This is a genomic window from Cryobacterium flavum (assembly GCF_900103805.1).
GTDB lineage: Bacteria > Actinomycetota > Actinomycetes > Actinomycetales > Microbacteriaceae > Cryobacterium > Cryobacterium flavum.
In genome coordinates, this window is the sequence record NZ_FNIB01000006.1 from 276,979 (window position 1) to 301,398 (window position 24,420).

Annotated in this window: 25 protein-coding genes and 1 pseudogene; 11 read left to right on the forward strand and 15 right to left on the reverse strand. The window is 65.1% G+C overall.

Going from position 1 to position 24,420, the window contains the following annotated elements:
- Positions 1–7: 7 nt before the first annotated feature.
- Positions 8–1,177 (reverse strand): iron uptake system protein EfeO, encoded by a 1,170-nt coding sequence (efeO, locus tag BLS91_RS10990; RefSeq protein ID WP_092340747.1) that lies wholly within the window; start codon positions 1,175–1,177, stop codon positions 8–10.
- 28 nt (positions 1,178–1,205) lie between these two features.
- Positions 1,206–2,075: an iron uptake transporter permease EfeU gene (gene efeU, locus BLS91_RS10995; RefSeq protein ID WP_092340748.1), complete on the reverse strand. Its 870-nt coding sequence runs from the start codon at positions 2,073–2,075 to the stop codon at positions 1,206–1,208.
- Positions 2,076–2,237: 162 nt separating this feature from the next.
- Between efeU and BLS91_RS11000 the strand changes: the two genes are divergently transcribed.
- From BLS91_RS11000 to BLS91_RS11015, 4 genes are all read left to right on the forward strand, one after another.
- Complete coding sequence (locus tag BLS91_RS11000) at positions 2,238–3,251, forward strand: PIG-L deacetylase family protein (protein ID WP_134505150.1); 1,014 nt, start codon at positions 2,238–2,240, stop codon at positions 3,249–3,251.
- A gap of 59 nt (positions 3,252–3,310) precedes the next feature.
- Positions 3,311–3,634, forward strand: a complete 324-nt coding sequence (fdxA, locus tag BLS91_RS11005) for a ferredoxin (protein WP_092340750.1) — start codon at positions 3,311–3,313, stop codon at positions 3,632–3,634.
- A gap of 9 nt (positions 3,635–3,643) precedes the next feature.
- Positions 3,644–4,744 carry a succinyldiaminopimelate transaminase gene (gene dapC / locus BLS91_RS11010; RefSeq protein WP_276326802.1) on the forward strand — a complete coding sequence of 367 codons (1,101 nt, stop codon included), beginning with the start codon at positions 3,644–3,646 and terminating at the stop codon, positions 4,742–4,744.
- Positions 4,745–4,976: 232 nt separating this feature from the next.
- Positions 4,977–6,263: a citrate synthase gene (locus BLS91_RS11015; protein ID WP_092340800.1), complete on the forward strand. Its 1,287-nt coding sequence runs from the start codon at positions 4,977–4,979 to the stop codon at positions 6,261–6,263.
- A gap of 25 nt (positions 6,264–6,288) precedes the next feature.
- On the opposite strand, the gene BLS91_RS19615 is transcribed toward BLS91_RS11015, so the two are convergent.
- From BLS91_RS19615 to BLS91_RS11045, 7 genes and pseudogenes are all read right to left on the reverse strand, one after another.
- On the reverse strand, positions 6,289–6,549 hold the full coding sequence (locus BLS91_RS19615) for a hypothetical protein (RefSeq protein WP_134505151.1): 261 nt from the start codon (positions 6,547–6,549) through the stop codon (positions 6,289–6,291).
- A gap of 212 nt (positions 6,550–6,761) precedes the next feature.
- A pseudogene (locus BLS91_RS20650) lies at positions 6,762–6,824 on the reverse strand (hypothetical protein); the annotation flags it as partial.
- 122 nt (positions 6,825–6,946) lie between these two features.
- A complete protein-coding gene (locus tag BLS91_RS11025) occupies positions 6,947–7,276 on the reverse strand; it encodes a metal-sensitive transcriptional regulator (protein ID WP_092340752.1) in 330 nt (109 codons plus the stop codon).
- Positions 7,277–7,500: 224 nt separating this feature from the next.
- Complete coding sequence (locus BLS91_RS11030) at positions 7,501–7,764, reverse strand: YHS domain-containing protein (RefSeq protein ID WP_092340753.1); 264 nt, start codon at positions 7,762–7,764, stop codon at positions 7,501–7,503.
- 53 nt (positions 7,765–7,817) lie between these two features.
- Positions 7,818–10,136 carry a heavy metal translocating P-type ATPase gene (locus BLS91_RS11035; protein WP_092340754.1) on the reverse strand — a complete coding sequence of 773 codons (2,319 nt, stop codon included), beginning with the start codon at positions 10,134–10,136 and terminating at the stop codon, positions 7,818–7,820.
- Positions 10,137–10,200: 64 nt separating this feature from the next.
- On the reverse strand, positions 10,201–10,995 hold the full coding sequence (locus BLS91_RS11040; protein WP_233197398.1) for a DUF748 domain-containing protein: 795 nt from the start codon (positions 10,993–10,995) through the stop codon (positions 10,201–10,203).
- Between the two features lie 131 nt (positions 10,996–11,126).
- A complete protein-coding gene (locus BLS91_RS11045; protein WP_092340756.1) occupies positions 11,127–11,339 on the reverse strand; it encodes a heavy-metal-associated domain-containing protein in 213 nt (70 codons plus the stop codon).
- A 155-nt stretch (positions 11,340–11,494) separates the two neighbouring features.
- Between BLS91_RS11045 and BLS91_RS11050 the strand changes: the two genes are divergently transcribed.
- Entirely contained in the window at positions 11,495–12,934 is a 1,440-nt protein-coding gene (locus tag BLS91_RS11050) for an MFS transporter (RefSeq protein WP_092340757.1), read from the forward strand.
- A 286-nt stretch (positions 12,935–13,220) separates the two neighbouring features.
- Here BLS91_RS11050 and BLS91_RS20655 read toward each other — a convergent pair whose 3' ends face one another.
- Entirely contained in the window at positions 13,221–13,367 is a 147-nt protein-coding gene (locus BLS91_RS20655; RefSeq protein WP_233197399.1) for a hypothetical protein, read from the reverse strand.
- Positions 13,368–13,398: 31 nt separating this feature from the next.
- On the opposite strand from BLS91_RS20655, the gene BLS91_RS11055 reads away from it, so the two are divergent.
- Positions 13,399–14,013 (forward strand): HNH endonuclease signature motif containing protein, encoded by a 615-nt coding sequence (locus tag BLS91_RS11055; RefSeq protein ID WP_092340758.1) that lies wholly within the window; start codon positions 13,399–13,401, stop codon positions 14,011–14,013.
- Between the two features lie 205 nt (positions 14,014–14,218).
- Here BLS91_RS11055 and BLS91_RS11060 read toward each other — a convergent pair whose 3' ends face one another.
- Positions 14,219–16,834 (reverse strand): penicillin acylase family protein, encoded by a 2,616-nt coding sequence (locus BLS91_RS11060; protein WP_092340759.1) that lies wholly within the window; start codon positions 16,832–16,834, stop codon positions 14,219–14,221.
- Between the two features lie 94 nt (positions 16,835–16,928).
- Entirely contained in the window at positions 16,929–17,912 is a 984-nt protein-coding gene (dapD, locus tag BLS91_RS11065) for a 2,3,4,5-tetrahydropyridine-2,6-dicarboxylate N-succinyltransferase (RefSeq protein ID WP_092340760.1), read from the reverse strand.
- Between the two features lie 17 nt (positions 17,913–17,929).
- Between dapD and dapE the strand changes: the two genes are divergently transcribed.
- The 3 genes from dapE (at position 17,930) to BLS91_RS11080 (ending at position 20,575) form a co-directional block, all read left to right on the forward strand.
- The gene (gene dapE / locus BLS91_RS11070; RefSeq protein WP_233206153.1) at positions 17,930–19,042 is read left to right on the forward strand and encodes a succinyl-diaminopimelate desuccinylase; all 1,113 of its coding nucleotides are present in this window, start codon (positions 17,930–17,932) and stop codon (positions 19,040–19,042) included.
- 27 nt (positions 19,043–19,069) lie between these two features.
- Positions 19,070–20,305 carry a hypothetical protein gene (locus tag BLS91_RS11075; RefSeq protein ID WP_233197401.1) on the forward strand — a complete coding sequence of 412 codons (1,236 nt, stop codon included), beginning with the start codon at positions 19,070–19,072 and terminating at the stop codon, positions 20,303–20,305.
- 93 nt (positions 20,306–20,398) lie between these two features.
- The gene (locus tag BLS91_RS11080) at positions 20,399–20,575 is read left to right on the forward strand and encodes a DUF3117 domain-containing protein (RefSeq protein WP_092108645.1); all 177 of its coding nucleotides are present in this window, start codon (positions 20,399–20,401) and stop codon (positions 20,573–20,575) included.
- A 77-nt stretch (positions 20,576–20,652) separates the two neighbouring features.
- Here BLS91_RS11080 and BLS91_RS11085 read toward each other — a convergent pair whose 3' ends face one another.
- A complete protein-coding gene (locus BLS91_RS11085) occupies positions 20,653–21,285 on the reverse strand; it encodes an O-methyltransferase (RefSeq protein WP_092340762.1) in 633 nt (210 codons plus the stop codon).
- A gap of 87 nt (positions 21,286–21,372) precedes the next feature.
- Here BLS91_RS11085 and BLS91_RS11090 point away from each other — a divergent pair, with 87 nt between their 5' ends.
- Together BLS91_RS11090 and ppk2 are read left to right on the forward strand one after the other, a co-directional pair.
- Complete coding sequence (locus BLS91_RS11090) at positions 21,373–21,762, forward strand: sec-independent translocase (RefSeq protein WP_092340763.1); 390 nt, start codon at positions 21,373–21,375, stop codon at positions 21,760–21,762.
- Positions 21,763–21,783: 21 nt separating this feature from the next.
- Positions 21,784–22,608, forward strand: coding sequence for a polyphosphate kinase 2 (ppk2, locus tag BLS91_RS11095; protein WP_092340764.1), 825 nt, complete (start codon positions 21,784–21,786; stop codon positions 22,606–22,608).
- A gap of 3 nt (positions 22,609–22,611) precedes the next feature.
- Here ppk2 and BLS91_RS11100 read toward each other — a convergent pair whose 3' ends face one another.
- A complete protein-coding gene (locus BLS91_RS11100; protein WP_092340765.1) occupies positions 22,612–23,778 on the reverse strand; it encodes an Mrp/NBP35 family ATP-binding protein in 1,167 nt (388 codons plus the stop codon).
- Positions 23,775–24,332 carry a DUF1003 domain-containing protein gene (locus BLS91_RS11105; RefSeq protein ID WP_092340766.1) on the reverse strand — a complete coding sequence of 186 codons (558 nt, stop codon included), beginning with the start codon at positions 24,330–24,332 and terminating at the stop codon, positions 23,775–23,777. Before BLS91_RS11105 ends, BLS91_RS11100 begins: the two co-directional genes overlap by 4 nt.
- Positions 24,333–24,420: the final 88 nt, after the last annotated feature.

The window sequence follows — 24,420 nt, forward strand, 5'->3', positions numbered from 1 at the left end:
GAGCGACTCACAACACGAGCGCTGCGGTGAGCTGGTTCAGCGGCTCGCCAAGCGCGTTGACCTGGTCGGCGAGGGCTCGAATCTCGGCCGGAGTGAGGTCGGTGTAGAGCGTGAAGCCGTCGCCGACCCGCTGGGCGTCGAGCAGCGCCTGCAGCGAGCCGAACTCGGTGTCGAGCGACGCGGCCAGGTCGGCATCCGTTTTCAGCAAAATGGGACGCACCCCGTCGTAGAGAACTTTGGCGCCGTCAACGTTGGCCTGGAAGTCCCAGAGGTCGGTGTGGGACCAGATCTCTTCCTCGCCGGTGACCTTTCCGGTGGCGACCTCGTCGAGTAGGCCGATGGCCCCGTTGGTCTGCTGCGACAGGGTGAAGGTGAGCCCTTCAACCTTCTCGTGCAGGGTCGCGGTGTCAGCGACGAGTTGTTCGGTGAGTGCCGCACGCTGGTCGGCGGTGTAGGCAACGAAGCCGGCCTCAGCGTCCTGCGGCCAGAGGTCCTTCTCGATGGCGTGCCAGCCGGTCCAGTTTTGGCCCTCCTCGAGGTCGGCCTCGCGCAGGTCGAGCTTGGGGTCGAGGTCGCCGAACGATTCGGCGATGGTCTCCACGCGCTCCCAGTGCACCCGGGTGGAGGCGTACAGGCTGCGGGCGGTGTCATCGTCCCCGGCGGGATAGGCTGCGGCGAACGCGTCGGTGCCGGTGACGAGCTGGTCGATCTGGTCGCTCACGTAGGAGCCGTAGTTGGTGTTGGCGGTGACGATCTGGGCGGCGAGGTCAACGTCGACGGTGGCGGCGGCATCCGTTTTGGTGGCGGTGAACTCGGCCTTGCCGACACCGTCGCCGGTCATGCCCGGCTTGCACGCGGTGAAGTAGCTGCCGGCATCGAGCTGTACCACCAGGTCGCGGCTGAGGCCGGGGCCGATATTCTCGGCCTCACCGACGATGCGCAGGCCGTCCTCGGCTAACAGGTAGAACTCGGTCACTTGGTCACCGGAATTGGTGACCGAAAAACGGATGCTGCCGGCCGGTGCCTCGTTCGCGCTCACCGCGCAGTCGGTCGCGCTGCTGTCCACGGTGAGTGCCGTGTGGGTGGCTGCCGGGTTGTTGGCGACACAGCCGCTCAGGAGGCCGATTCCGAGAACACCGAGGCCGAGCAGGCTGGCGGAACGTAAGACACGGGGCATGGAGATCCTTTGAACTGGGCGAGAAAAGTCAGTGCGCGGCGACGGGCGTGGGCGCCGGCGCGGTTGGTGCTGCCGGGGCCGGGCGGGCGCTCGTGCGGCCGTGACCGCTCTTTCTGATGAACACCGTCAGGGTGGGCACGGCATAGGCCAGCCAGGCGAACATCTCCAGCCAGGTGGTGGCGGGGGAGAAGTTCAGGGTGCCCTTGAGCAGAGTGCCGTACCAGCTGTCCGGCGGCACGGCGGCGCTCACGTTGAAGGCGAGGGCGTTCAGCCCGGGCAGGATGCCAGCCTCCTGCAGGTCGTGCACACCGTAGGAGAGCACGCCAGCGGCCACAACGATGAGGATGGCACCCGTGTAGGTGAAGAACTTCGACAGGTTGATCTTGAGCATGCCGGCGTAGATCAGAACGCCCAAGCCGATCGCCGTCAGGATGCCGAGGGCAGCGCCGAGCAGCGGCATGGTCGTTGCGCCGGTCGCCTGCACTGCGGCCCAGATGAACAGGGCCGTTTCAATGCCCTCCCGGCCGACGGCGAGGAAGGCCACGAGTACGAGCCCTAGGCCGGCACCGACGAGGTGCTTGTCGATGTTGCCCTGCAGGTGGCCTTTGAGGTCGCGTGCGGTGCGCAGCATCCAGAACACCATCCAGGTCACCAGGCCGGTCGCAACGATCGACAGCACGCCGCCGATGGTCTCCTGGGCAGTGAACGACAGCCCATAGGTGCCATAGGTGAGCAGCGCGCCGATGCCGAGGGCGAGCAGCACGGCCAGAGCCACACCGAGCCAGATGCGCGGCAGCACGTCACGTCGACCGATTTTCACGACGTAGGCGATAAGAATCGTCACGATCAGCGCGGCCTCAAGGCCTTCGCGCAGGCCGATCAGGTAGTTTGCGAGCACAGGGTCCCTCGAACAATTCGGGCAATGGTTTCGGGCGAAAAAATTTGGTAAGGCTAACCTTACCGATGATGACTTTAGTCCGAACCGCGCGATCGTGTCTAGTTATGATTTGATTCGGGCACAGCTATTACCCAGCAACGAACAGCCCGCAGAGCAGAAACGGTGCGTACGCCCATGGTCATGTCCGGCAGCGGCGAGCGAATTCTGTTCGTGCATGCCCGGCCTGGCGATGAATCCGCCCTGACCGGCGGCACGATCGCACGGCTCCGCGCCGATGGGTCGCGGGTGGTCGTGCTCTACGCCGCCGCGCCGGCCGAAACGAATGCCGCCGCGCTGGCCGCTGCCCCGACCGCCGCGTGGGTCGCAACCGATGATGCCGCTGTCTCCGGCGCGCTGGCCGAACTGGGAGCGCGCAGCTGGCACCGCCTGCCGCCAGAGCCCGACCTCACCGAGACGCTGCACACTGCGATTGACGAGCTCGGTGCGACGGCCGTGGTCGTAGGAACCGTCACGGATGCACTGCGCGAGATGGCGACGACCGCCGCACACGAGGCCGGGCTGCCGGTGTTCCTTGCCCGCACGGTGCGGCAGGCGCCCGGCCAGCGCCTCATCGCGATCGACGTGGGAGACCACCTCGACCAGAAGCTGCGCGCGCTCGCCCACTTTTCCGCGCGCTGGGGCGTGACCGACCGCACGCGCACCCTCGCCGACGGCAGCACCGACCTGATCACCGACACGGAAACCTTCCTCAGAACGGATGCCCCGCGCCGCTCCCTGCCGCCGCCCGCGCCCCGCCCCGCTCGCCTCACCATCGCGAACCGGTCGCTGGCCGGTCTCGGGGGCTTGGCTGCGGGCATCCTCTTTGGCGTGCTGGGAACCATCGCGCACCAGGCCACCCTGACAGTGTTCGGCGCGGAGCTGCCGATCGGCCTGGCCATCGCGTTCGTCGGCATCGGCGCGCTGCTGCTCGGGCTGCGCCTCGTGGTGGGGGACCGTTTCGTGGTCGGACTGGCCGCGGCTGGGCTGCTCCTGACCATTTTCGTGCTGTCCCTTCGCGGCTCAGGCGGATCGGTGCTCGTGCCGGCCGGCCTGCCGGGAACCCTGTGGACTGTCGTTCCGGCGCTCATCGCGGCGTTCGTGCTGGCTTGGCCGAAACTGCCGCCGCGCCGCCGATAAGGGGCGCCGACCGAGGGGCGTAGAATCAGGAGTCCGCTCTCGAAGGGAATCCCCAGCCTGTGACGTATGTGATCGCTCTTCCGTGCGTCGATGTGAAAGATCGTGCCTGCATCGACGAATGCCCGGTGGACTGCATTTATGAGGGCGAACGTTCCCTTTATATCCATCCAGACGAGTGCGTCGACTGCGGAGCCTGCGAACCGGTCTGCCCGGTCGAGGCCATCTACTACGAAGACGACCTGCCCGAACAGTGGGCCGACTACTACAAGGCCAACGTCGAATTCTTCGACGACCTCGGTTCCCCGGGCGGCGCCGCCAAGGTCGGCGTGCTCGCCAAGGACCACCCGGTAATCTCCGCACTGCCGCCGCAGGCTACGCACTAAGCGGTCTACGTGCTGAAGCCGCTTCCCGATTACCCCTGGGACCAAATGGTCCCCTTCGCTACGCAGGCCCGGCAGCACCAGGGCGGCATCGTCGACCTGTCGATCGGTTCGCCGGTCGACGCCACGCCCGACGTGGTGCAGCAGGCGCTGCGCAGGTCTTCGGATGCCCACGCCTACCCGCAAACCGTCGGTACGCCCGCCCTGCAGCAGGCGATCATCGCCTGGTATGCCCGGCGCCGCGGCGTCACCGGACTTCAGCCGAAGAACGTGCTGCCCACGATCGGTTCCAAGGAACTCGTTGCGCTCATGCCGTTCATGCTCGGGCTCGGCGAGGGCGACACGATCGTGCACCCGCGAGCCGCCTACCCGACCTATGCGATCGGCGCCGCCATTGCCGGCGCCACTGCCCTGGCCTCCGACGATCCCGCCGAGTGGCCGGAGTCGACCCAGCTGATCTGGCTGAACAGCCCCGGCAATCCGGACGGCCGGGTGCTGTCCGTCGAAGACCTGCGGGCCGCCGTTGCCCGCGCTCGAGAACTCGATGCCGTCATCGTGAGTGACGAGTGTTATGCCGAGCTCGGCTGGGACGCCCCCTGGGATTCCGAGCCGATCCCGAGCATCCTCGACCCGCGAGTGATCGAGGGAGACCGCCGCAACATCGTGGCGATCTATTCGCTCAGCAAGCAGTCCAACATGGCCGGGTATCGAGCGGCCTTCGCCGCGGGCTGTGGCGGCGTGCTCGGGCGGCTGCTCACCGTGCGCAAGCACGCCGGACTCATGCTCCCGGCGCCGCTGCAGGCGGCCATGATCGCCGCCCTCGGTGACGACGAGCATGTCGCCGTGCAGAAGGAGCGCTATCGTGCGCGCCGCGCTGTGCTGCGCCCCGCCCTCGAAAAGGCCGGCTTTCGCATCGATCGGAGCGAAGCCGGGCTCTACCTCTGGGCGACCGAGGGACGACCCGCGTGGGAATCCATTGAACGGCTGGCGGCACTCGGCATTCTGGCCGGCCCGGGGCCGTTCTACGGCGATGTTTACCCGGAACACGTGCGGTTCTCGCTGACCGCGACGGATGAGCGCATCGCTGCTGCCGCATCGCGCCTTCTGGCCTGAAATAGCCCCCATCTGGGGTGGACCTCTGTGGACTATCACCAACGAACCGCCCGAACTCTTAGCTGATGCAACAGTAGGCGGTCAGGCCGATTAGGCTGTAATCGCGACAGAATCGACCACAGCAGTTTCACCACTGGCCGATTCAGTGACGCGTCGCCACATTTCATCCGGCAGTGATACCCGAGGAGGCTCCGTGACCAACGTCGCGCAGCAGACAACATCCGGCGAACCGATGAGCGCTGACCCCAACAAGGTCACCCTCACTTTCCCCGGCGGGAGCGCAGAGTTCCCGATCCTGACCAGCGTGGACGGTGTGTCGAGCATCGACATCTCCACCCTGACCAAGAAGACCGGCCTCACCACGCTGGACTACGGTTTCGTCAACACCGCGGCCACCCGCTCCGCGATCACCTACATCGACGGCGACGCGGGCATCCTGCGCTATCGCGGGTATCCGATCGAACAGATCGCCCAGAACTCGAACTTTCTCGAGACGGCCTGGCTGCTGATCTACGGCGAGCTTCCCAGCGCAAGCGAATTGGCCAACTTTGACGATCGCATCCGTCACCACACGCTTCTGCACGAAGACATGCGCCGCTTCTTCGACTCCCTGCCGCACAAGGCGCACCCGATGAGCGTGCTCGCCTCCGGCGTATCGGCCCTGTCGACCTTCTATCAGGACTCGCTCGACCCGAAGGACCCGGAGCAGGTCGAGATTTCGACCATCCGCCTGCTCGCGAAGCTGCCGGTCATGGCCGCCTACGCCCACAAGAAGAGCGTCGGCCAGGCTTTTCTCTACCCCGACAATTCGCTGAGCTTCGTTGACAACTTTCTCAAGCTCAACTTCGGCAACATGGCCGAGCCGTACGAGATCAACCCGGTCGTCAGCAAGGCGCTCGAACGCCTGCTTATGCTGCACGAAGACCACGAGCAGAACGCGTCCACCTCCACGGTTCGACTGGTCGGTTCGACCGAGGCCAATCTGTTCGCATCGGTGTCCTCGGGCATCAACGCTCTGTTCGGCCCGCTGCACGGCGGTGCCAACGAAGCCGTGCTGTCGATGCTCGGGGAGATCCAAGCATCCGGTCAGGGCGTCGAAAAGTACGTCGAACGTGTGAAGAACAAAGAGCAGGGCGTGAAGCTCATGGGCTTCGGCCACCGGGTCTACAAGAACTACGACCCGCGGGCTACCCTGGTCAAGGAGAGCGCCCACGAGGTGCTCGCCGCTCTCGGGGTGAAGGACGACCTGCTCGACATCGCGCAGGAACTCGAGCACATCGCGCTGAGCGACGACTACTTCAAGGAACGTCGCCTGTACCCCAACGTCGACTTCTACACCGGCGTCATCTATAAGGCCATGGGCTTTCCGACGCGCATGTTCACCGTGCTCTTCGCGATCGGCCGTCTGCCCGGCTGGGTCGCTCACTGGCGTGAGATGAACGAGGATCCGGCGACCAAGATCGGCCGCCCGCAGCAGCTCTATGTGGGCTCCGCGGCCCGCGACTACCCGCGCCGGTAGACAGGCTCGTTAGTCGCGGCACCCATTACAGATGAGGGGTAGGGGTGCCCTCATCTCTAACCGGTTCCTCGAAGTGCGCAGCGGCGTCAGCAGCCGGGGACGTGGGCTCGGCGTTGCAGTCTTGGGCGACGAGCACCGTGGATTCTTTGGCGGCGACGACGGTGAACCGTGCGGAGGGGACGGAGACGATTCCCTCAATGGGTCGCCAGCCCTGGTCGCCGAAGCTGTAGTCGGCTCGGTAATCGACGGTGAGGGTGACCGTGTAGGCGCCCTTGAATGTGTGCACGTGGCTGGTGGGGGTGGTCGAGAATTCGGCGAGGCCGAGGTCGGCCCAGCCTTTTCCAATGCCGCTCGAGGATGAAGAGTAGTTCTTCGCGCGCGCGGGCTCGGTAGTGGTGTGAGAATCCGAATCGGCTGTACCGCTGGGGGGTAGTCGCGGAATCTCTGATCGGGCTTGCCGGTGAGTATCATCGCGAGGTGGGTGCGGTCCTGGCGATCGCGGAAGAGTTCCAGGGCCGTGGGGGTGAGGCGTTCTGCTTCGTCGATGATGAGTAGTTCCACCAGGCAACAGGGTGGCCACCCCGTGCTGGGGCTGACCCATCAGTCCTGCGGTGTCTCTCCGCACGAGGGGCTGCGCCCGTCCACGCGTCTGCTCGTTCCTGCGTGAATTCAGCTGGCAGCCGTCAAGAGCGAACGAGGCGGGCTATGGCGTCGGAGGCTTCCTTGATCTTGATGTCTGCCTGCTCGCCGCCGAGCTTGGCGGCGTCGACGACGCAGTGCTTGAGGTGGTCATCGAGGAGTCCGAGTGCAACGCCTTCCAATGCTTTGGTGAGGGCCGAGATCTGGGTGAGGATGTCGATGCAGTATGTTTCCTCGTCGACCATGCGGTGGATGCCACGGGCCTGGCCTTCGATGCGTTTTAGACGAGCGAGGTATTGGCTTTTGTCACCGATGTAGCCGTGCGTGGTGTGGCACGGCTCTGCGGTGGCCCCGGTGGGAGTGATTTTTTCCATGTCGTTGTTCTTCGTTCTTCCTTCTTCGTTCTTCGCGACGGTACCGTCATGGTGATGGGTGTGCGGGCCCGGACCCGCGGGGCCCAGGGTAATCCGTGGTCCCCGTGTTCCGGGTACTCGCTCATAGTCTCTACCCTCTGGGTGGCCTGGGTTCGGGTCGGTATGGATCTCTGACAAGAATGGTTGGGGTGGTGCCGGCTCCCGCCGGCACCACCCCAAGATACTCAAGTGGCCGTGGCGTATTTTGCGGGAGTAGCGTCGAACAGGGGTCCGCAGCCTGCGCAGCAAAACCAATAGCGAATACCCTCGTAGTCGCGGAAGAGGCCTGTGGATTCCGCGTCTGCCTTCACGACCTGGCTTCCGGTCATGACGGGGCACTCGGCGAGGTCGTCACCGCTGGCGGCGAGTAGGTTTTCGGCTGACAGAGGAATGGCAGCGGCGACAAGGGCATTGTTGTCGGCGGTGGCACTGCAACAGCTGTTACTCATTGAAGGGTTTCCTTTCGATGGAACGGGAAGTGTTTCCTTTTGGGCGGGGACAGTCAGACGCCTTGCAGTTGCCGCACGGGAGTGTGCAATGCTGAGGTGGACGCCGTGGTGTTCGCCTTGGACTTGAAGGACCGGAGGCGAAGGCTGTTGCTGACCACGAATACGCTCGAGAGCGCCATAGCGGCGCCGGCGAGCATCGGGTTCAGCAGTCCGAACGCGGCCAGCGGAATGGCCGCGACGTTGTAGGCGAAGGCCCAGAACAGGTTTGTCTTGATGGTGCCCAGGGTCTTGCGGGACAGGCGGATGGCATCGGCGGCGGAGCGGAGGTCCCCGCGCACCAGTGTGATGTCCGCGGCTTCAATCGAGACGTCCGACCCGGTTCCCATCGCCAGGCCCAGGTCGGCCTGGGCTAGGGCCGCGGCGTCGTTCACGCCGTCGCCGACCATCGCCACGACTTTCCCTTCGGACTGCAAGCGGGTGATGACGTCGACCTTGTCTTGGGGCATCACCTCGGCAATGACCTCGGTTATTCCGGCCTCCGCTGCGACGTGCTCGGCGACCACCTTATTGTCTCCGGTCAGGAGCACGGGGTTCAGCCCGAGTGCTTTGAACTGGGCGATCGCCTCGGCGCTGGTGGCCTTGACGGCATCGGCGACGACCAAAACCGCACGGGCCTGACCGTCCCAGGCGACAGCGACCGCTGTCTTGCCCTGAGATTCCGCGGTGGCCTTTGCGAGGGCGAGCGTCTTGGGAAGGTGAAGGGACCAGTCCGCCAGTAGGCTCTCGCGCCCGACGAGCACGGCATGGCCATTCACAGTGCCCTGCACGCCCTTGCCTTGGACGTTCGTAAACGATTCCGGTACCGGAAGTGAGCCGATCTGCTGGGTTGCGCTTTTGGCGATGGCCTGGGCGATCGGGTGTTCGGAGGCGTCCTCCAATGCGCCGGCCAGCCTCAGAACGTCCTCCCGGGTGGTTCCGTCGATGGTGAACACGTCAATCAGCGTCATCTTGCCCGTAGTGACCGTTCCTGTCTTGTCGAGGACGATCGTATCGACCTTGTGGGTGGACTCGAGTACTTCCGGGCCTTTGATGAGGATGCCCAGCTGGGCGCCCCGTCCGGTGCCGACTAGTAGCGCGGTTGGGGTTGCGAGTCCGAGGGCACAGGGGCAGGCGATAATCAGGACCGCGACGGCGGCCGTGAAGGCGGCGCTGAGCGGGAAGCCGGCACCGATCCAAGCGCCGAGCACCCCGATGGCCACGGCGATGACGATCGGTACGACGATTCCGGAGACCTTATCGGCGAGGCGTTGGACCTCGGCTTTGCCCGACTGGGCGTCCTCGACGAGCCTGGCCATCTGTGCCAGCTGGGTGTCCGAGCCAACCCTGGTGGCACTCACGACCAGACGGCCGCCGAAGTTGACGGTTGAGCCGGTCACGGCGTCGCCCTCACCGACTTCGACTGGGATCGACTCGCCGGTGAGCATGCTCGCATCCACCGCCGAGGTACCCGCGACTATCACCCCGTCCGTGGCTATCTTTTCACCCGGTCGTATGACGAACTCATCGCCCACCGACAACTGCTCGACGGGGATCCGTGTTTCGACCCCGTCCCGAACAACCGCGACGTCCTTAGCCCCCAGCCCGAGCAGTGTGCGCAGGGCAGCCCCCGCCTGGCGCTTGGACCTCTTCTCGAAGTATCGCCCGGCCAGGATGAACATGGTCACTCCGGCGCCGACCTCCAGGTAGATGTTCCCGGCGCCGTCGGAGGGGTTGATCGTGAACGAGAACCCATGGGTCATGCCCGGCAGTCCGGCTGTTCCGAAGAACAGTGCGAAGAGTGACCACAGCAACGCAGCGGACGTGCCGACCGAGACCAGCGTGTCCATCGTGGCCGCGCCGTGGCGCAGGTTGGTCCACGCTGCCTTGTGAAAGGGCCAGGCCGCCCACACGATCACGGGAGCGGCCAGCGTCAGGGACGCCCACTGCCAGTAATTGAACTGCAGCGCCGGAACCATGGCCATCATGATGACCGGCAACGACAGCACTATGGACGCGATCAGCCTGTTCCGCAGCGATGTCAGCTCGGGGTCGGGCTGCTCCGCATCGTCGCTCGCCGGGTGGGCCGTTTTCGGTGTGCGGAGCGCCGCCGTATAGCCGGTCTTTTCGACCTCGGCGATCAGCGCCAATGGGTCCAGTCCGGCGGGAGCGGTGACCTTCGCCTTTTCGGTGGCGTAGTTGACGGTCGCGATCACGCCGTCGAGCTTGTTCAGTTTCTTCTCGATTCGCATCGCGCAGGAGGCGCAGGTCATCCCCCCGATCTCTAGCTCGATGGTGTTGCCCAGCGTTTGCGGCTGGGTCGATGTTGCGGACATGGGTCCTCCTCGGTGGTGCGCTTCCTGATCACGGGATGGGCCAGGCGCGCGGTGTCTATGGTGGTCAGTGCCCGGAATGTTCGGCAGGTTCGCCCGGATCCGCAAACTGGGCGGGCCCGGTGGCGGTTAGGACAAATTGGGCCGTGTGGACCTGTTCGTCGACCTGGAAGTCCAGGTAGAGCAGGTAGCGTCCCGGGGTCGGGGCCTCGGTCATGAATGTCACGTCCGGGCCGGAGACGGCGCCGGGCCGGGGTGCTTCGCCCTCGGGGTGGACGTGGAGGTAAGCCAGGTCCCCTTCGCGCAGGGCGACAAGGTGTCCGTAAGAACCCAGGTACGGCTGCAGTGTTGTGACCGGTTCTCCATCACGGGAAACCGAGACAGTGAGCATGGCCTGTTCGCTGGTGCTCAGCGTACCGGCCAGGTCCACGTTGTAGCCATCGACCGTATCCGCGGCAGAAACTGGAGCCGGCGTGGCGGGGGTGAATTCTCCGGCCGCCTGGACCGTTCGGGTCAGAGTGATGTTCTGTCCCGTTGCTGCCGGGACGATGTCCGCGTAGACCCGGTAGCTGCCGGCGGCGTTCCACTTCCAGGGCAGTGACCATACGCCATGGGCATCCATGGTTGGGTGCACGTGGCGGAACTGGGTCCCGTCCGTGCGCACGATGATCAGATGGAGTTTCTTGTCATGGGAGGCCTCGAAGTCGGTGACCGGCGTTCCTGTGGCGTTGGAGATCGTGAACGCGAGTGTTCCCTCCTGATCTGCCATGCCGGGGGACGAGATCTCCCCCAGGAGGAACCCGTCCTGTTCCATCGACAGGCCCTTCACTGATGCGGCCAGCTGTGTGTCGTTGCTGTCCATGACATGTTCTTCCGTTGGCTGCGTCCAGGCCGCCGTGGTTTGGGAGGGAACCACTGCGCCTGCGGTAGCAAATGAAGCGGTAAATAGGGCCGCGAGTCCCACTCCAAAGAGTCCGAGCTTTAGGGGGACCTTCATGGGACACGCACCGCCCCGTAGCCGGCTTCCTCGACCGCTGCGAGGACGGCTGTGTCGTCTAGCTCGGCCTGGCTGGTCACGACAAGCTTTCCGGTCTTCGCGCTCACGTCGATCGACTGGATGCCTACTATCTGGCTGACCTCTTCCCGGATCGTCGTCTCGCAATGACCGCAGGTCATCCCGGTCACCTGATATTCGCGCATTGTCATAAAACTCTCCTTTGCTGAATCGAACACATACCCCTAGGGGGTACTAACATGCCCAACAATATACCCACTGGGGGTATTCCTGTTACCATACCCCCGTAGGGTATAAATCTGAAGTGTGGAATCGCCGACTACGGCGAAAACGAAGGGAATCTGGAATGTCTCAATCAATACCGGGACGGGGAAAGAAGAGGCTCGCGCTTTTCCTCATCGCACTCGCGCAGTTCGTCGTGATCATGGATACCTCAATCGTGGGCGTGGCGTTGCCTCGCATGCAGGAGGAACTGGGCTTCAGCCCGGAGAATCTCTCCTGGGTTTTCAACGCCTACGTCATCACATTCGGGGGGCTCCTCTTGCTCGGCGGGCGTCTCGGGGATGTCTTCGGCGCCCGACGAATGTTCACCACGGGCTGGGTCGTACTGCTCGTCGGCTCCGCCGTCGCGGGGCTTGCCGGAAACGTCGCGTTGGAGTTGATTGGACGCGGCGTACAGGGAGCCGGCGCGGCACTCATCGCACCCGCGGCACTCACGCTGCTGATGAAGACGTTCGGGTCGAGCCCGAAGGAGCTCGGTGGCGCGCTGGCCCTTTATGGTGCGGCCGCACCGGCAGGGGGAACGGCAGGCGTGTTCCTCGGCGGGGTCATCACCGAGTACATGTCGTGGCCCTGGGTCTTCTTCATTAATATCCCGCTCGCCCTCGTGGTCATCGCTCTCGTCGCCACGGCGCTCCCGGCAGACGGACCGCGGATTCGCGGCTCCATCGACACCGCCGGCGCCCTATTGGTCACCGCTGGACTTGCCCTCGGTGTCTTCGCGATCGTCCGAGCACCTGAGTCTGGATGGGACAGTCTAGAAACGTGGGGAACTCTCGCCGGAGCGGTCGCCTTGCTCGGATTGTTTGTGCTCGTTCAGGCTCGCCGGAAGCAGCCGCTAATGCGATTGTCGATTTTCCGGATCCCGAATTTAGCCGCGGCCAACCTCGCCCAGTTATTGCTCGCCGCCGCGTGGATCCCAATGTGGTTCTTCTTGAATCTCTACCTGCAACAAGTTCTGGGTTACTCGGCGTTCCCCAGCGGTGCCGCGCTCCTACCAATGACCGCATTCACCATGATCACCATGATCCTGCTTGCACCGAGACTCGCTGCGCGATTCGGTCCGAAAGTGATGACGGTGAGCGGTCTCGTCGTGCTCGCAGGCGCCCTGATGTGGTTGTCCTTCGTTCGCGTGGACGGAAACTTCTGGGTGGATGTCCTCCCGGCGTCGCTTCTGGCCGCACTCGGGATGTCCCTGGCGTTCATCCCGACCCTCGGCACGGCGATCTCCAGCGCTCCGCCGCAGGAGGGCGGCCTCGCTTCCGGCCTCGTCAACACCAGCTACCAGGTCGGATCCGCTCTCGGGCTAGCGGCGATGACAGCCTTTGCAGCCGCGAACGGTGCGACGGAAAGTGGGAACCTTCCGGCGCTGACCACTGGATTCTCTTCGGCATTCATCGGTGCAGCCTCAATTGCCCTGGCCGGCGCCCTGCTTGCTGCAATTACGCTCCGTGCCCCCACCCGCGCGCCGGTCGTCGAAAAAGAAGCCATCGCGACTCGTCAGTGACAGCGGTCGGGTGCGGTCACGGCGTCGGTGGCCGCACCCAATAGACCGTTAGCTTGTCTTAGCATTGAGTGGTGTGAAGAGGTAGTGGCCTTGACCTCGCATGGTGGAAACCTCAACAGAGAGAATATTTATCACGGGAAACACGCCGGGAATTCACTCCTGAGTTCAAAGATGAGGCCGTGAAGGTTTCGGCAGATTGAACCCCGCAATCCTTCGTATACAAGAAACTGACACTGGCTCTGGAGCAGCGCGGCAATCAGCCCAATCCCTCTGCGTCAAGTAGCGATCATAGTTCGCCGGTCTCTCCGATGCCGAGGTGCTCGCGGCGCGGGTCGCTCAGGCCGCCGCGGATGCTGCTGCCACGGCCGCCGCTGCTGCCGCGGGCCCAGTCCACCGGGACGGCCGGGACGGCCACGCAGACCACTCCGAGCACGCAGCCTTCCCCGGCCGCGCCAGGAACGGGGGTGTTCGGCTATATCGAGGACAATTCGGCTCCGGTGTCAGCGGAGACCATTGCCCGACATCTGTGTGACACCGGCTACCTCGGTATTCTGCTCGACCAAGCCGGGCAATCCCTCAATGTTGGCCGGGATGCACGCCTGTTCAACCGCGAGCAACGCCGCGCCCTCGCCGTGCGTGACGGCGGATGCCGCTGGCCCGGGTGTGACCAACCACCGTCGTGGAGTGAAGCTCACCACATTCAAAACTGGGTTGATCTGGGCTTTTCCAACATCGACCAGGCCATACTGCTCTGTGTTCTGCACCATTTGTTGCTGCACAACCGGCAGTGGAAGATCCTGTTCCTCGATGGAGAGTATTGGCTGCAACCCGCCGTCGAATTCGACCCCGAGCAGACACTGATTGCGCTGCCCAGCAAGAACCCGCTCATGCAGGAGCCGCTGCGGCTCGACCCGCCCGAAGTGAACCCGCACGCAACGGCGACCGCAGACCGCGGCACGTTGGGCGATGTCGGTCTCGACCGGCGGATGGTGGCGCCCCGCAGGCTGGGGCGTGTTGGGCGATGGCGGTCCCGACTCGCGGGATCGCGGGGCCCGAGACCGCTGAAACGGGAGCTCTGATGTGTCACCAAGATTTAGCGTGTTGGAGTGCGAGGGAGTCGTCAGTAGCCGGCAGAAATTGGCCGTTGCCGCAGGGAATCGTCTTTATACCTGGTTTCGCGGGGTCTCCGTTCGAGCACACGGTCGAGGGGGTGTCGGCGTCGTCGACTCGCTGCGTCCCCTCCGCGCCGCTGTCCGTAACGAGCGCCGCTGCTCACCCGGGGCCCTATGAGGCCGGCTCGAGCGTCAGGGTGTTGGTGGCGACGGCGTTGATGGCGGCCGGCGTGAACAGCCACGGACGGGTCTCGTGATCACGCCAGAGTGGCGCCTGGTCGGTGTAGTTGGGGTGGAAGGCGTGACCGGATGCCCCGGTGAGATTGATCCAGGTGGAGTCATCGAAATTCTCCAGGCTCACCACCTGCCGCATTGACGGCACCCAGTCCACCTGGTAGCCCTGGGTGGCATCCCAGCCGACCGCGTTGACGACGGCCGAACCTCCGGCGAGCTCGTACGGCCCGCGGTTGAATAACCACTCAAGCGGGGCGATGCCGGACTTACCGAAGCTCTGGTTGGTGAGTTCCAGGGTGTGGATGCTGCCCCACTGCCAGTCCTGTGGGTTGGAGCCCATGAGATCGGCGGCTTCGGCCGCGGCATCCGTCATCACGCGTCGCAGCATGCTCTCTTGGCCAACGGTGCCGTAGGAAGCGTTCGACCACCAGGGGGAGTTTGGCTGGTCGAGAAGGCTCGTGACCACGGAGAACGCGCGGTCGCCACCGGTGAGAGCAGCGCCGTCGTCGATCTTGCCGGTGAAAATATCGTGCAGCAGGGTGCGCCAGATCACGTTGAAGTACGCCGCGGCCGCGCTGTCGACGTCGACCTGGTAGTCCCAGCCGTCGAGCAACTTCTGCGCTTTGGCGGCGTCACCGGTGAGCCGCACCTGCTGCAGCGCCGGAACGAGCGTCGCTGCGATGGCACTGTAATTGTCACCCTGAATTTCGCTCATCAGTTCGGCTGTCATCGGGGTTTTCGCGGCGATGAGCTCCTGCAGCCGAGCCGTGATCTGGTTCGCCCGGTAGCCGAGGTCCCAGTCGGCGGTCAGCAGGTATGGGTAACTCGGGTCGGTGGCCGCGTTATTGGCCGTGACGATGTATCCGCTCGGCGGATTGAACGTGCTGGGCAGGGCATCAAAGGGGATGTATCCGGTCCAGCCGTACTGGCTGGTCCAGCCGGGAACGGGCAGGGTGCCGTTGCCACTGGCCCGAATGGGAATGAGCCCGGGCGCCTGATAGCCGATATTTCCGTCGACGTCGGCGTAGGTGAGGTTCTGCGCCGGCACCTCGAACAGGGCGGCCGCGGCGCGAAAACTGGTCCAGTCGGTCGCCTGGTTCAAAGCGAAAATAGCGGATGCCGTGTGCCCCGGCGTGAGCGCCGTCCATTGCAGGGACAGCTCGTAGCTGGTCTGCTCCGCGCCGGCCTCGGCGGCGGGGGCGGGTGTCAGCCCGGTGGCCTCGGGAAAGTCGCTCGCGATCCGCTGGTAGCTGGTGCCGTCGAACCCGCTCAGCAATGGCCCGTGTTCGGTCGAACGAATCTCGATCTTCACGTCGTCACCACCGGCGACGGAGATCTTCTCGTCGCGCAGCAGCAGGGGTTTCGCAACACCGTCGAATTCGTAGTTGTCGCCGGTGACCTTCTCGATGTAAAGGTCGGCGACGTCGGGCCCGAGGTTGGTAAACCCCCCCGCGATGCGCTCATTGTGGCCGATGATCACGCCGGGCATGCCGGAGAAGCTGTATCCCGCCACGTCGAACGGGCAATCTGCGGTGATCGACTGGCAGCGTAACCCCACCTGGTACCAGACCGAGGGTAACGCCGGGCCGAGGTGCGGGTCGTTGGCCAGCAGCGGCTTGCCGGTATCGGTGAGGGCGCCGGAGACCACCCATGAATTCGAGCCGATCTCCCCGCCGGCCGGCCCGAGCAGTTCGGGCACCGACCCGAGGTGCGCGCGCAGCTCGGCCAGGGCTCCGGCGTAGGAGTCGACCGAAGCCAGCGCGGCGGGGGCATCCGTTGAATCCGGGGCCGGCTCGGCGGCTTGCGGCGCCCCGGCCGATGGCAGGGTGAGGGCCTGGCTGCCGGTGATGGAGGGATGCTGCGCGGCCGGATAGTCGGGATGCAACTGGCTCACCTCGGTGGGCGTGAGCGTCGTCGACAGCAGAGCCCGGTCGATTTCGTCGTCGAGGTTGGAGCGCAGGTCCCAGGCCATGGCCTTCAGCCAGGCCACGGAATCAGCCGGGGTCCACTTTTCGACCTCGTACCCGGGGTTTTGGAGGCCCAGCACGGCATACTCCAGCGATAGATCGGCGCCCTGATGGGTGTCGAGGTAGGCGTTCACTCCGTCGGCATAGGACTGGTAATAGCCGAGAGTCACCGGGTCGAGCAGGGCCACTTCCTGCTCGGCGACGGCTCGCCAGCCGAGGGTGCGCACGAACGTGTCGGTACCGATCTGGCTCTCGCCGAACAGCTCCGAGAGCCTGCCGCTCGTGACGTGGCGGCGAAAATCCATCTCCCAGAACCGGTCCTGGGCGTGCACGTAGCCCTCAGCGAGAAACAGGTCGCTCGCCGTCTTCGCGGTGATCTGTGGAATTCCGTACGTCTCGCGCGTGACCGTGACGGCGCTTGAGAGGCCGGTGATCTCGACGTTGCCCGCGAGCGTTGGGAATGACCGCGTGACCGTATAGACACCGAGCCCTGCAGTGACGAGCACCAGGCCGACGACGGTCGCGAGTGCGATCAGTAATCGCCGAACGCGGCGGTGCCCCTTGCTGCGCGGTGCGTCGGTTCCCACGTCACTCCTTCGTGAATCGCGCGTTCCCGCAAGAGCGGATGTACGCTACCCGGATGCTAGCGGAACCCACCGACATCCGCTTGTCAGCACCAGCTCAGGCGTGCAGTGCGGCGTTCAGCGTGATTCCGCTGCCACTGCGGGCGAGCACCTCGACGGCGCCGGAGATGGAGTTGCGGCGAAACAGCAGGTTAGGCACGCCGGAGAGCTCGACCGCTTTCACCGTGGCGAACGTGCCGTCGGTGAGCCGTGGTTCGCCGACGAGCACAACCTTGGTGCCGGCCGTCACGTAGAGTCCGGCCTCGACCACGCTGTCATCGCCGATCGCGATGCCCACGCCGGAATTGGCTCCGAGCAGCGCGCGCGCGCCGATCGAGATGCGCTGCGTTCCGCCACCTGACAGGGTGCCCATAATGGATGCGCCGCCACCGATATCCGCGCCGTCACCGACCACGACGCCCTGCGAGATGCGGCCCTCGACCATGGAGGAACCGAGGGTACCGGCGTTGAAGTTGACGAAGCCCTCGTGCATCACCGTGGTGCCGGGGGCGAGGTGGGCGCCGAGCCGCACGCGGGAGGCATCTGCTATTCTCACGCCGGTCGGAACGACATAGTCAAGCAGCGGTGGAAATTTGTCGACGCCGCTGGCCTGAATGCCGGCGCGCTGCAGGGTCGGGCGCAGGCGGGCGAAATCGGTCGGCACCATGGGACCGGCGTTGGTCCACACTACGGTGGGCAGAAAAGCGAAGATGCCGTCGAGGTTGATGCTGTTCGGCAGAACGAGGAGGTGCGAGAGCAGGTGCAGCCGCAGGTAGGCATCCGACGTGCTGGCTGGTGCCGCGCCGAGGGTGATTTCCACAGTGACGGCTTCGAGGCGTACCGCGCGGCGGGCGTCGTCGCCAGCCGCTTCGCTCAACTCCGCCGGAACGATCCAGCGATCGCGGCCGGTCGGCAGCGCGCCGAGTACCGGGGTGGGAAACCAGGTATCCAGCACGGTGCCGTCGGTGGCGACGGTGGCGAGGCCGTATCCCCAGGCCTGGGTCGGTGTGGCAGGAGCGTTTTCGGAAACTACGGAGGGCATACCTCTAGATTAGTAGGGTGACTTCTAGACTTCCGGCCCCAGCAAAAACCACCGTGCTCGACCTGACAGCGACGTCAATCGAACTGACTAGACAAATCTGCGACCTGGAGTCGGTGTCGGGCAATGAGACTGCCCTCGCCGACGCGATCGTGGCGGCGCTTCACGGTTTCGACCACCTCGAGATCATTCGCGACGGCGACACCGTCGTCGCCCGCACCAACCTGAATCGTGCGCAGCGCGTCGTCATCGCCGGCCACATCGACACAGTGCCGCTCAACGACAACCTGCCCACCCGCTACGAGACCATCGACGGCACCGACTACCTCTGGGGCCGCGGCACCGTCGACATGAAGGCCGGCGTGGCCGTACAGCTGAAGCTCGCCGCCGAACTGACCGAACCCGGGGTCGACGTGACCTGGATGTGGTACGACCACGAAGAGGTCTCCGACGAGCTCAACGGCCTCGGCCGGCTCGCCCGCAACCGGCCCGACCTGTTTATCGGCGATTTCGCGATTCTCGGCGAACCGACCCGAAGCCAGATCGAGGGCGGCTGCAACGGCAACCTGCGCGTCGAAGTTCGCACGTTCGGCCTGCGCTCGCACTCGGCGCGCAGCTGGGTCGGCGAGAATGCCATTCACAAGGCCGCCCCGATTCTCAACATTCTGGCCGGCTACCAAGCCCGCGAGGTCGAGGTTGAGGGCCTGGTCTACCGCGAAGGGCTGAACGCGGTCGGCATTACCGGCGGCGTCGCCGGCAACATCATCCCCGACGAGTGCATGGTGCACGTCAACTACCGTTTCGCCCCCAGCCGCAGCGCCGACGAAGCCGTCGCCCACTTGCGTGAGTTGTTCGCCGGCTACGACCTCACCGTGGTCGACCGTGCCGAGGGCGCCCGGCCCGGCCTCGACGCCCCGCTCGCCCGCGAATTCCTGAACGCTGTCGGCGGTGTCGCTACGCCCAAGTACGGCTGGACCGACGTCGCCCGCTTCTCCGCGCTCGGCGTTCCGGCCGTCAACTACGGTCCCGGCGACCCGCTCAAGGCGCACGCCGACGACGAACGCGTCGCCGTGGCCGAGATCACGGCCTGCGAGAACGGCCTGCGCGCCTGGCTGAGCGCATCCGTTCGTTAACGCAGCGACAGAACAATGACTGAGCGGATGCTCCGCCCCCGCAGGCAGACCGCGCCCCGGTCGCGCGCCCGGCGGCTGCCAGCGGCCTGGCACGCCCGCTACCGGCTGACCCCGTGGTGGGGCAAGGTCGTCGTGGTCTGGGCGCTGTCACGCCTGGTCACGACAAGCCTCATCCTGGTGCTGGCGAGCGTACAGGGCCCCAACGCGTGGACCGGTGCCAGCCCGAAATACACCGATTTCGCGACCATGTGGGACGGTCGCTGGTACAACATCGTCGCGGCGGTCGGTTATCCCAGCGTGCTGCCGCTCACCGATGGGGGACAGATCGGCGAGAATGCCTGGGCGTTCATGCCGGGCTATCCGGTGGTGGCCCGGCTGATCATGGAACTGACCAATTTTCCGTGGGCGCCGGTGGCGGTGTTCGTGTCGGTCGGTTTCAGTCTCGGCACCGCCCTGCTGTTCTACCGCCTCATGGCGCGGGTGCAGTCGCCGGCGACCGCCCTGTTCTCGGTGGTGCTGTTCTGCGTTGCCCCGCTGTCGCCGATTCTGCAGTTCGCCTACGCCGAGTCGATGTACCTGTTCTTTCTTACCCTCGCCCTCTACCTGCTGCTCGAGCGCCGCTACTGGCTGCTGTTCCCGGTGATCGCGGTGATGGCCCTCACCCGGCCGAGCGGACTCGCATTTGCCCTCGCCCTCGGGCTGCACGTGATCTACCGCTTCGTCACGCGCCGCCGCGACCCGTTTTCCGTCGCCGAGCGGATGCTGGCGGCCTCCGTTGCCGTCTTCAGCGCGCTGATGGGACTGGCCTGGCCGATCGCGGCCTGGGCCGCCACCGACGACCTGATGGCCTACACCGACACCGAGTTGGCGTGGCGGGCACCGTACATCGGCTACGTGGAACTGGTTCCGTTCACGGCCTGGTTCCAGGGCGGCGTCTGGTGGCTCGGTAGCCCGTGGGGCATCGCGGTGGTGACCGCCCTCATCTTGACCTTCGCCGTGCTGCTGTTCACGCCCGCAGTACGGCGGCTCGGCGTGGATCTGCGGCTGTGGGTGGCCAGTTACGGGCTGTACCTGCTCGCCGTATTCTTTCCGCAATCGAGCACGTTCCGGCTGCTCATGCCGATGTTTCCCTTGCTCGGTGCGGCCGCGCTACCGCGCAGCCGCATCTATCGAGTGTCGATCGTTCTGCTCTTCGTGGCCGGCCAGTGGGGCTGGCTGCTGATCTGCTGGGGCGTGGATGGTTACGACTGGACTCCGCCGTAAGAAGCCTGATTTGACACTGAGTCCGACCCTAATTTACGTCTCGGGCCGAGATAGTCGATAATGGGTATACAAAGACGAATGGAAGGGGAGTTCATGGCGGCCATGAAGCCACGTACCGGAGACGGTCCAATGGAGGCTGTAAAAGAGGGGCGCCTGATCATCGTGCGTGTACCGCTCGAGGGTGGGGGTCGGCTCGTTGTCTCCGTCAACGACGCCGAGGCCAAGGAACTTCACGATGCACTTGCCGGGGTTGTCGCTGCGGCGAAGTAGCCTCGTGTTCCTATAGTTAATACAGCAGAACGGCCACGCAGGTATTGCGTGGCCGTTCTGGTGTATCTGGGAACGTTCTAGGCGCGCAGCTTGGTGATCTGCAGCAGCCCGTCGCCGACCGGGGACAGCGCGCTGATCACAGCGCTCGATGCGGCGATCTCGGTCAGCAGAGTGCGAAACCCGGTCGCGACATCGTCGCGCTGAGCCGGGTCGGCCACCCGTCCGCGCCACAGCGCGTGCGCGACGAGCACCGTGCCGCCCGGACGGGCCAGGCGCAGTCCGTGTTCGACGTACTCGATGACCGACTGTGGGTCGGCGTCAATAAACACAATGTCGTAAGAATTCTCGTTCATGCGGGGCAGAACCTCGCCGGCCTTGCCCGTGATGAGGCGCACCCGGTTCGCCGGAATTTTCGCTTCGATGAAGTTCGCCTTCGCGTGCTGCAGGTGGTCGACCTCGGTATCAATCGAGGTGAGAGTTGCGCCGGGAGCTCCGGTCAGCAGCCAGATCCCCGAGACTCCGGCCCCGGTACCGACCTCGAGGATGCTGCGTGCCCCGGTGGCCGCCGCCAGAACGGCCGATTGCGCCCCCACCGAGGGCGGAATGGCATCGATCCCCAACTCGAGGGATTGCTGGCGCGCCTTGGCGATAGCTTCGGACTCCACGACACAGTCGTCGGAGAATTTCCAGTTCAGTTCAATGTCAGACACAAATAACTCCAGTAGATGATTAGGTCAAGACTAGGGCCGGGGCGCGTGTGGTCTGTGGATGCCTCGCCGGGCAGTTACTCTAAGGACATGTTTGGGCTGACGTTCGAGAAGATTCTTCTGATCGGGATCATCGCTGTCTTCTTGCTCGGCCCCGACAAACTACCGCACTACGCCGCGCAGCTCGCTCGCCTCGTGCGCCAGTTGCGCGATATGGCCAACGGGGCCAAAGACCGCATGCGCGATGAAATGGGTCCGGAGTTCGACGATCTGGACTGGAAAAAACTGGACCCGCGCCAGTATGACCCGCGTCGCATCATCCGGGAAGCCCTCGCCGACGAAGACCCGTTCAAGGAACAGTCCGCAACGATTTCTCGCGCCGAACCCAACCCGGAGGGTGCATACCTGAAACGTAAGCGGGCACGGGAAGCGGCCCTGGCCGCGCTCGAACCGGCCCCGTTCGATACTGAAGCCACGTAGTTCCGGTCTGACGGAGTCTCGATGTCGAAAACGCCTACAACCATTCTGCGCGTCAAGAAGAAGGTCTACGAGGCCGAACTGGCCCGCCTGCAGGCCGAACTGGTCACGATGCAGCAGTGGGTGAAGGCATCCGGTGCCCGTGTCGTGGTGATATTCGAGGGCCGCGATGCCGCGGGTAAGGGCTCGGCGATCAAGCGCATCACCGAATACCTGAACCCCCGCGTCGCACGCATCGTCGCCCTGCCGATGCCCACCGAACGCCAGCGCGGCCAGTGGTATTTTCAGCGGTACATCGAGCACCTGCCATCGACCGGCGAGATCGTGCTGATGGACCGCTCCTGGTACAACCGGGCCGGCGTCGAACGGGTCATGGGCTACTGCACGAGTGACGAATATCGCCGGTTTCTGCACCAGGCACCGTTGTTCGAGCGGATGCTGGTCGAAGACGGAATCCTGCTGGTCAAGTACTGGTTCTCGGTGTCTGACCTGGAGCAGGAACGACGTTTTCGGTCACGCCTGAACGACCCGATGCGGCGCTGGAAGCTCTCCGAAACCGACGTGCTGTCGATCACTAAATGGGTCGATTATTCCAAGGCGAAAGACGAGATGTTCGTGCACACAGACATCGCCGAAGCGCCCTGGTGGGTGGTGGAGAGTGAAGACAAGCGTTCGTCCCGGCTGAACGTGATCAGCCATCTGCTCTCGCTCGTGCCGTACGAGAAGATCGACCCGCCGAAGGTGCACATTCCGCCGCGTCCGCCGGACTCCGACTACGAGCGGCCGCCGCGCGAGGAGAACCACCAGGTTCCCGACCACGCGGCGACGCTGGTCAAGCCGAAAGAGTAGGCGCTAACGCGGCGTGAGCCCGAGGCTGAGGCCGGCCAGGCCACGCGCACGGGTTTTCATGCTGTGGGCCAGCGCCAAAATGGCGCGGGCTGCGGGGTCGTCGGGCGCGCCGAGCACAACCGGCAGTCCGTCGTCGCCGCCGGTGCGCAGGGCCAGGCTGAGCGGAACCTGCGCGAGCACCGGTGCCGGTGTCTCCTGACCGACTGAGAGCCGCCTGGCCACTTCGGCGCCGCCGCCGGAACCGAACAGTTCGAGCAGGCTGCCGTCGGGCTGCACCAGGGCGGACATGTTCTCGATCACCCCGTAGACGCTTTGCCCGGTCTGGCGGGCCACGATTCCGCTGCGTTCCGCCACATCGGCGGCCGCCGCCTGCGGGGTGGTGACAACGATGACCTCGGCGTGGGGGAGCAGCTGGCCGACCGTGATGGCGACGTCGCCGGTTCCTGGCGGTAGGTCGAGCAGCAGCACGTCGAGGTCGCCGAAGTACACGTCGGTGAGAAACTGCTTGATCGTGCGGTGCAGCATCGGGCCGCGCCACGCGACCGCGGCCGACTTGTCATCGATGAACATGCCGATCGAGATGACCTTCACGTCGTGCGCGATCGGCGGCAGAATCATATCGCCGACCTGGGTCGGTTTCACCGCGAGCCCGTCGTGCACGAGGCCGAGCAGGCCGGGAATGCTGAAGCCGTGTACGTCGGCATCCACGATGCCCACCCGCAGTCCTTCGCCGGCCAGGGCCACCGCCAGGTTCGCGGTGACGGTGGACTTGCCCACGCCGCCCTTGCCGCTCGTGATCGCGTAGACGCGGGTGAGTGACTCCGGGCCGAACTGCACGCTGCGCTCCACCTGGCCGCCGCGCAGCTTCTCGGTGAGCGCGGTGCGCTGCTCGCGGGTCATGATCGCCACCGCGACGCTCGCCAGGCCGACCCCAGCCACCGACTCGGCGGCGGCCAGAACGTCGCTCTCAATGCGCGCTGCGGCCGGACAACCAGCAATGGTCAAGCGGATGCCGACGCTCACCCGCCCGGTCTCGCTCACCGTCACCCCCGACACCATGTCGAGGTCGGTGATGGGTTTGCGAATCTCCGGGTCGGTCACCCGGGCCAGGGCGGTGAACACGCGGGCGCGGATGCTGTCGGGCGTTGAACTCAGTGGGGCAGGAGTCATGCGGTGGGGCGGCTTTCGTTGGTGATGTCGGAGCCTGTGGGTTCATCCAGGTGACTGCGCTCATCCAGGTGTTCGAGCAACGCACGCAATTCGGCGCGAATGAAATCCTTCGAGGCCATGTCCTTGATCGCGATGCGCAGGGCCACGACCTCGCGGGCGAGGTACTCGGTGTCGGCGAGGGTGCGTTCGGCCCGCTGCCGGTCCTGTTCGAACTGCACCCGGTCGCGGTCGTCCTGCCGGTTCTGAGCGAGCAGGATCATCGGCGCGGCATAGGACGCCTGCATCGACAAAACCAGGGTCAGCGCGATGAACCCGAGTGCGACGGAGTCGAAGCGCCAGTCCACCGGAGCGAGGGTGTTCCAGGAGATCCAGGCGACGGCGAACAGGGTGAGCCCGAGCAGAAACCACGGGGTGCCCATGCCGCGGGCGATCGCCTCGGTGAAGCGTCCGAACCGGTCCCGACTGTGTCCGCTCCGATTCAGCCCAACGATGTTGCTCGTCCGCAGGCCCTTGGGGGCGTCCAGGCGCAGGTCGGCGCGGTTATTGCGGGCCACGAGTCGTCCTTTGCGCTCCGGGCAGTATTGGTATGGTAATGCTGCCGGTTCGGCGGTTATTGTGGGCCACGAGTCGTCCTTTGCGCTC

Coding starts and splice junctions, on each gene's coding strand:
- dapD (WP_092340760.1), bottom strand. CDS start 17,912: ATGCCCTCCGTAGTTTCCGAAAACGCTCCTGCCACACCGACCCAGGCC.
- BLS91_RS11025 (WP_092340752.1), bottom strand. CDS start 7,276: ATGGAAAAAATCACTCCCACCGGGGCCACCGCAGAGCCGTGCCACACC.
- BLS91_RS11040 (WP_233197398.1), bottom strand. CDS start 10,995: ATGGACAGCAACGACACACAGCTGGCCGCATCAGTGAAGGGCCTGTCG.
- BLS91_RS11075 (WP_233197401.1), top strand. CDS start 19,070: ATGCTCCGCCCCCGCAGGCAGACCGCGCCCCGGTCGCGCGCCCGGCGG.
- BLS91_RS11045 (WP_092340756.1), bottom strand. CDS start 11,339: ATGACAATGCGCGAATATCAGGTGACCGGGATGACCTGCGGTCATTGC.
- BLS91_RS11090 (WP_092340763.1), top strand. CDS start 21,373: ATGTTTGGGCTGACGTTCGAGAAGATTCTTCTGATCGGGATCATCGCT.
- efeO (WP_092340747.1), bottom strand. CDS start 1,177: ATGCCCCGTGTCTTACGTTCCGCCAGCCTGCTCGGCCTCGGTGTTCTC.
- BLS91_RS11035 (WP_092340754.1), bottom strand. CDS start 10,136: ATGTCCGCAACATCGACCCAGCCGCAAACGCTGGGCAACACCATCGAG.
- BLS91_RS11015 (WP_092340800.1), top strand. CDS start 4,977: ATGAGCGCTGACCCCAACAAGGTCACCCTCACTTTCCCCGGCGGGAGC.
- BLS91_RS11050 (WP_092340757.1), top strand. CDS start 11,495: ATGTCTCAATCAATACCGGGACGGGGAAAGAAGAGGCTCGCGCTTTTC.
- ppk2 (WP_092340764.1), top strand. CDS start 21,784: ATGTCGAAAACGCCTACAACCATTCTGCGCGTCAAGAAGAAGGTCTAC.
- BLS91_RS11100 (WP_092340765.1), bottom strand. CDS start 23,778: ATGACTCCTGCCCCACTGAGTTCAACGCCCGACAGCATCCGCGCCCGC.
- BLS91_RS11030 (WP_092340753.1), bottom strand. CDS start 7,764: ATGAGTAACAGCTGTTGCAGTGCCACCGCCGACAACAATGCCCTTGTC.
- BLS91_RS11080 (WP_092108645.1), top strand. CDS start 20,399: ATGGCGGCCATGAAGCCACGTACCGGAGACGGTCCAATGGAGGCTGTA.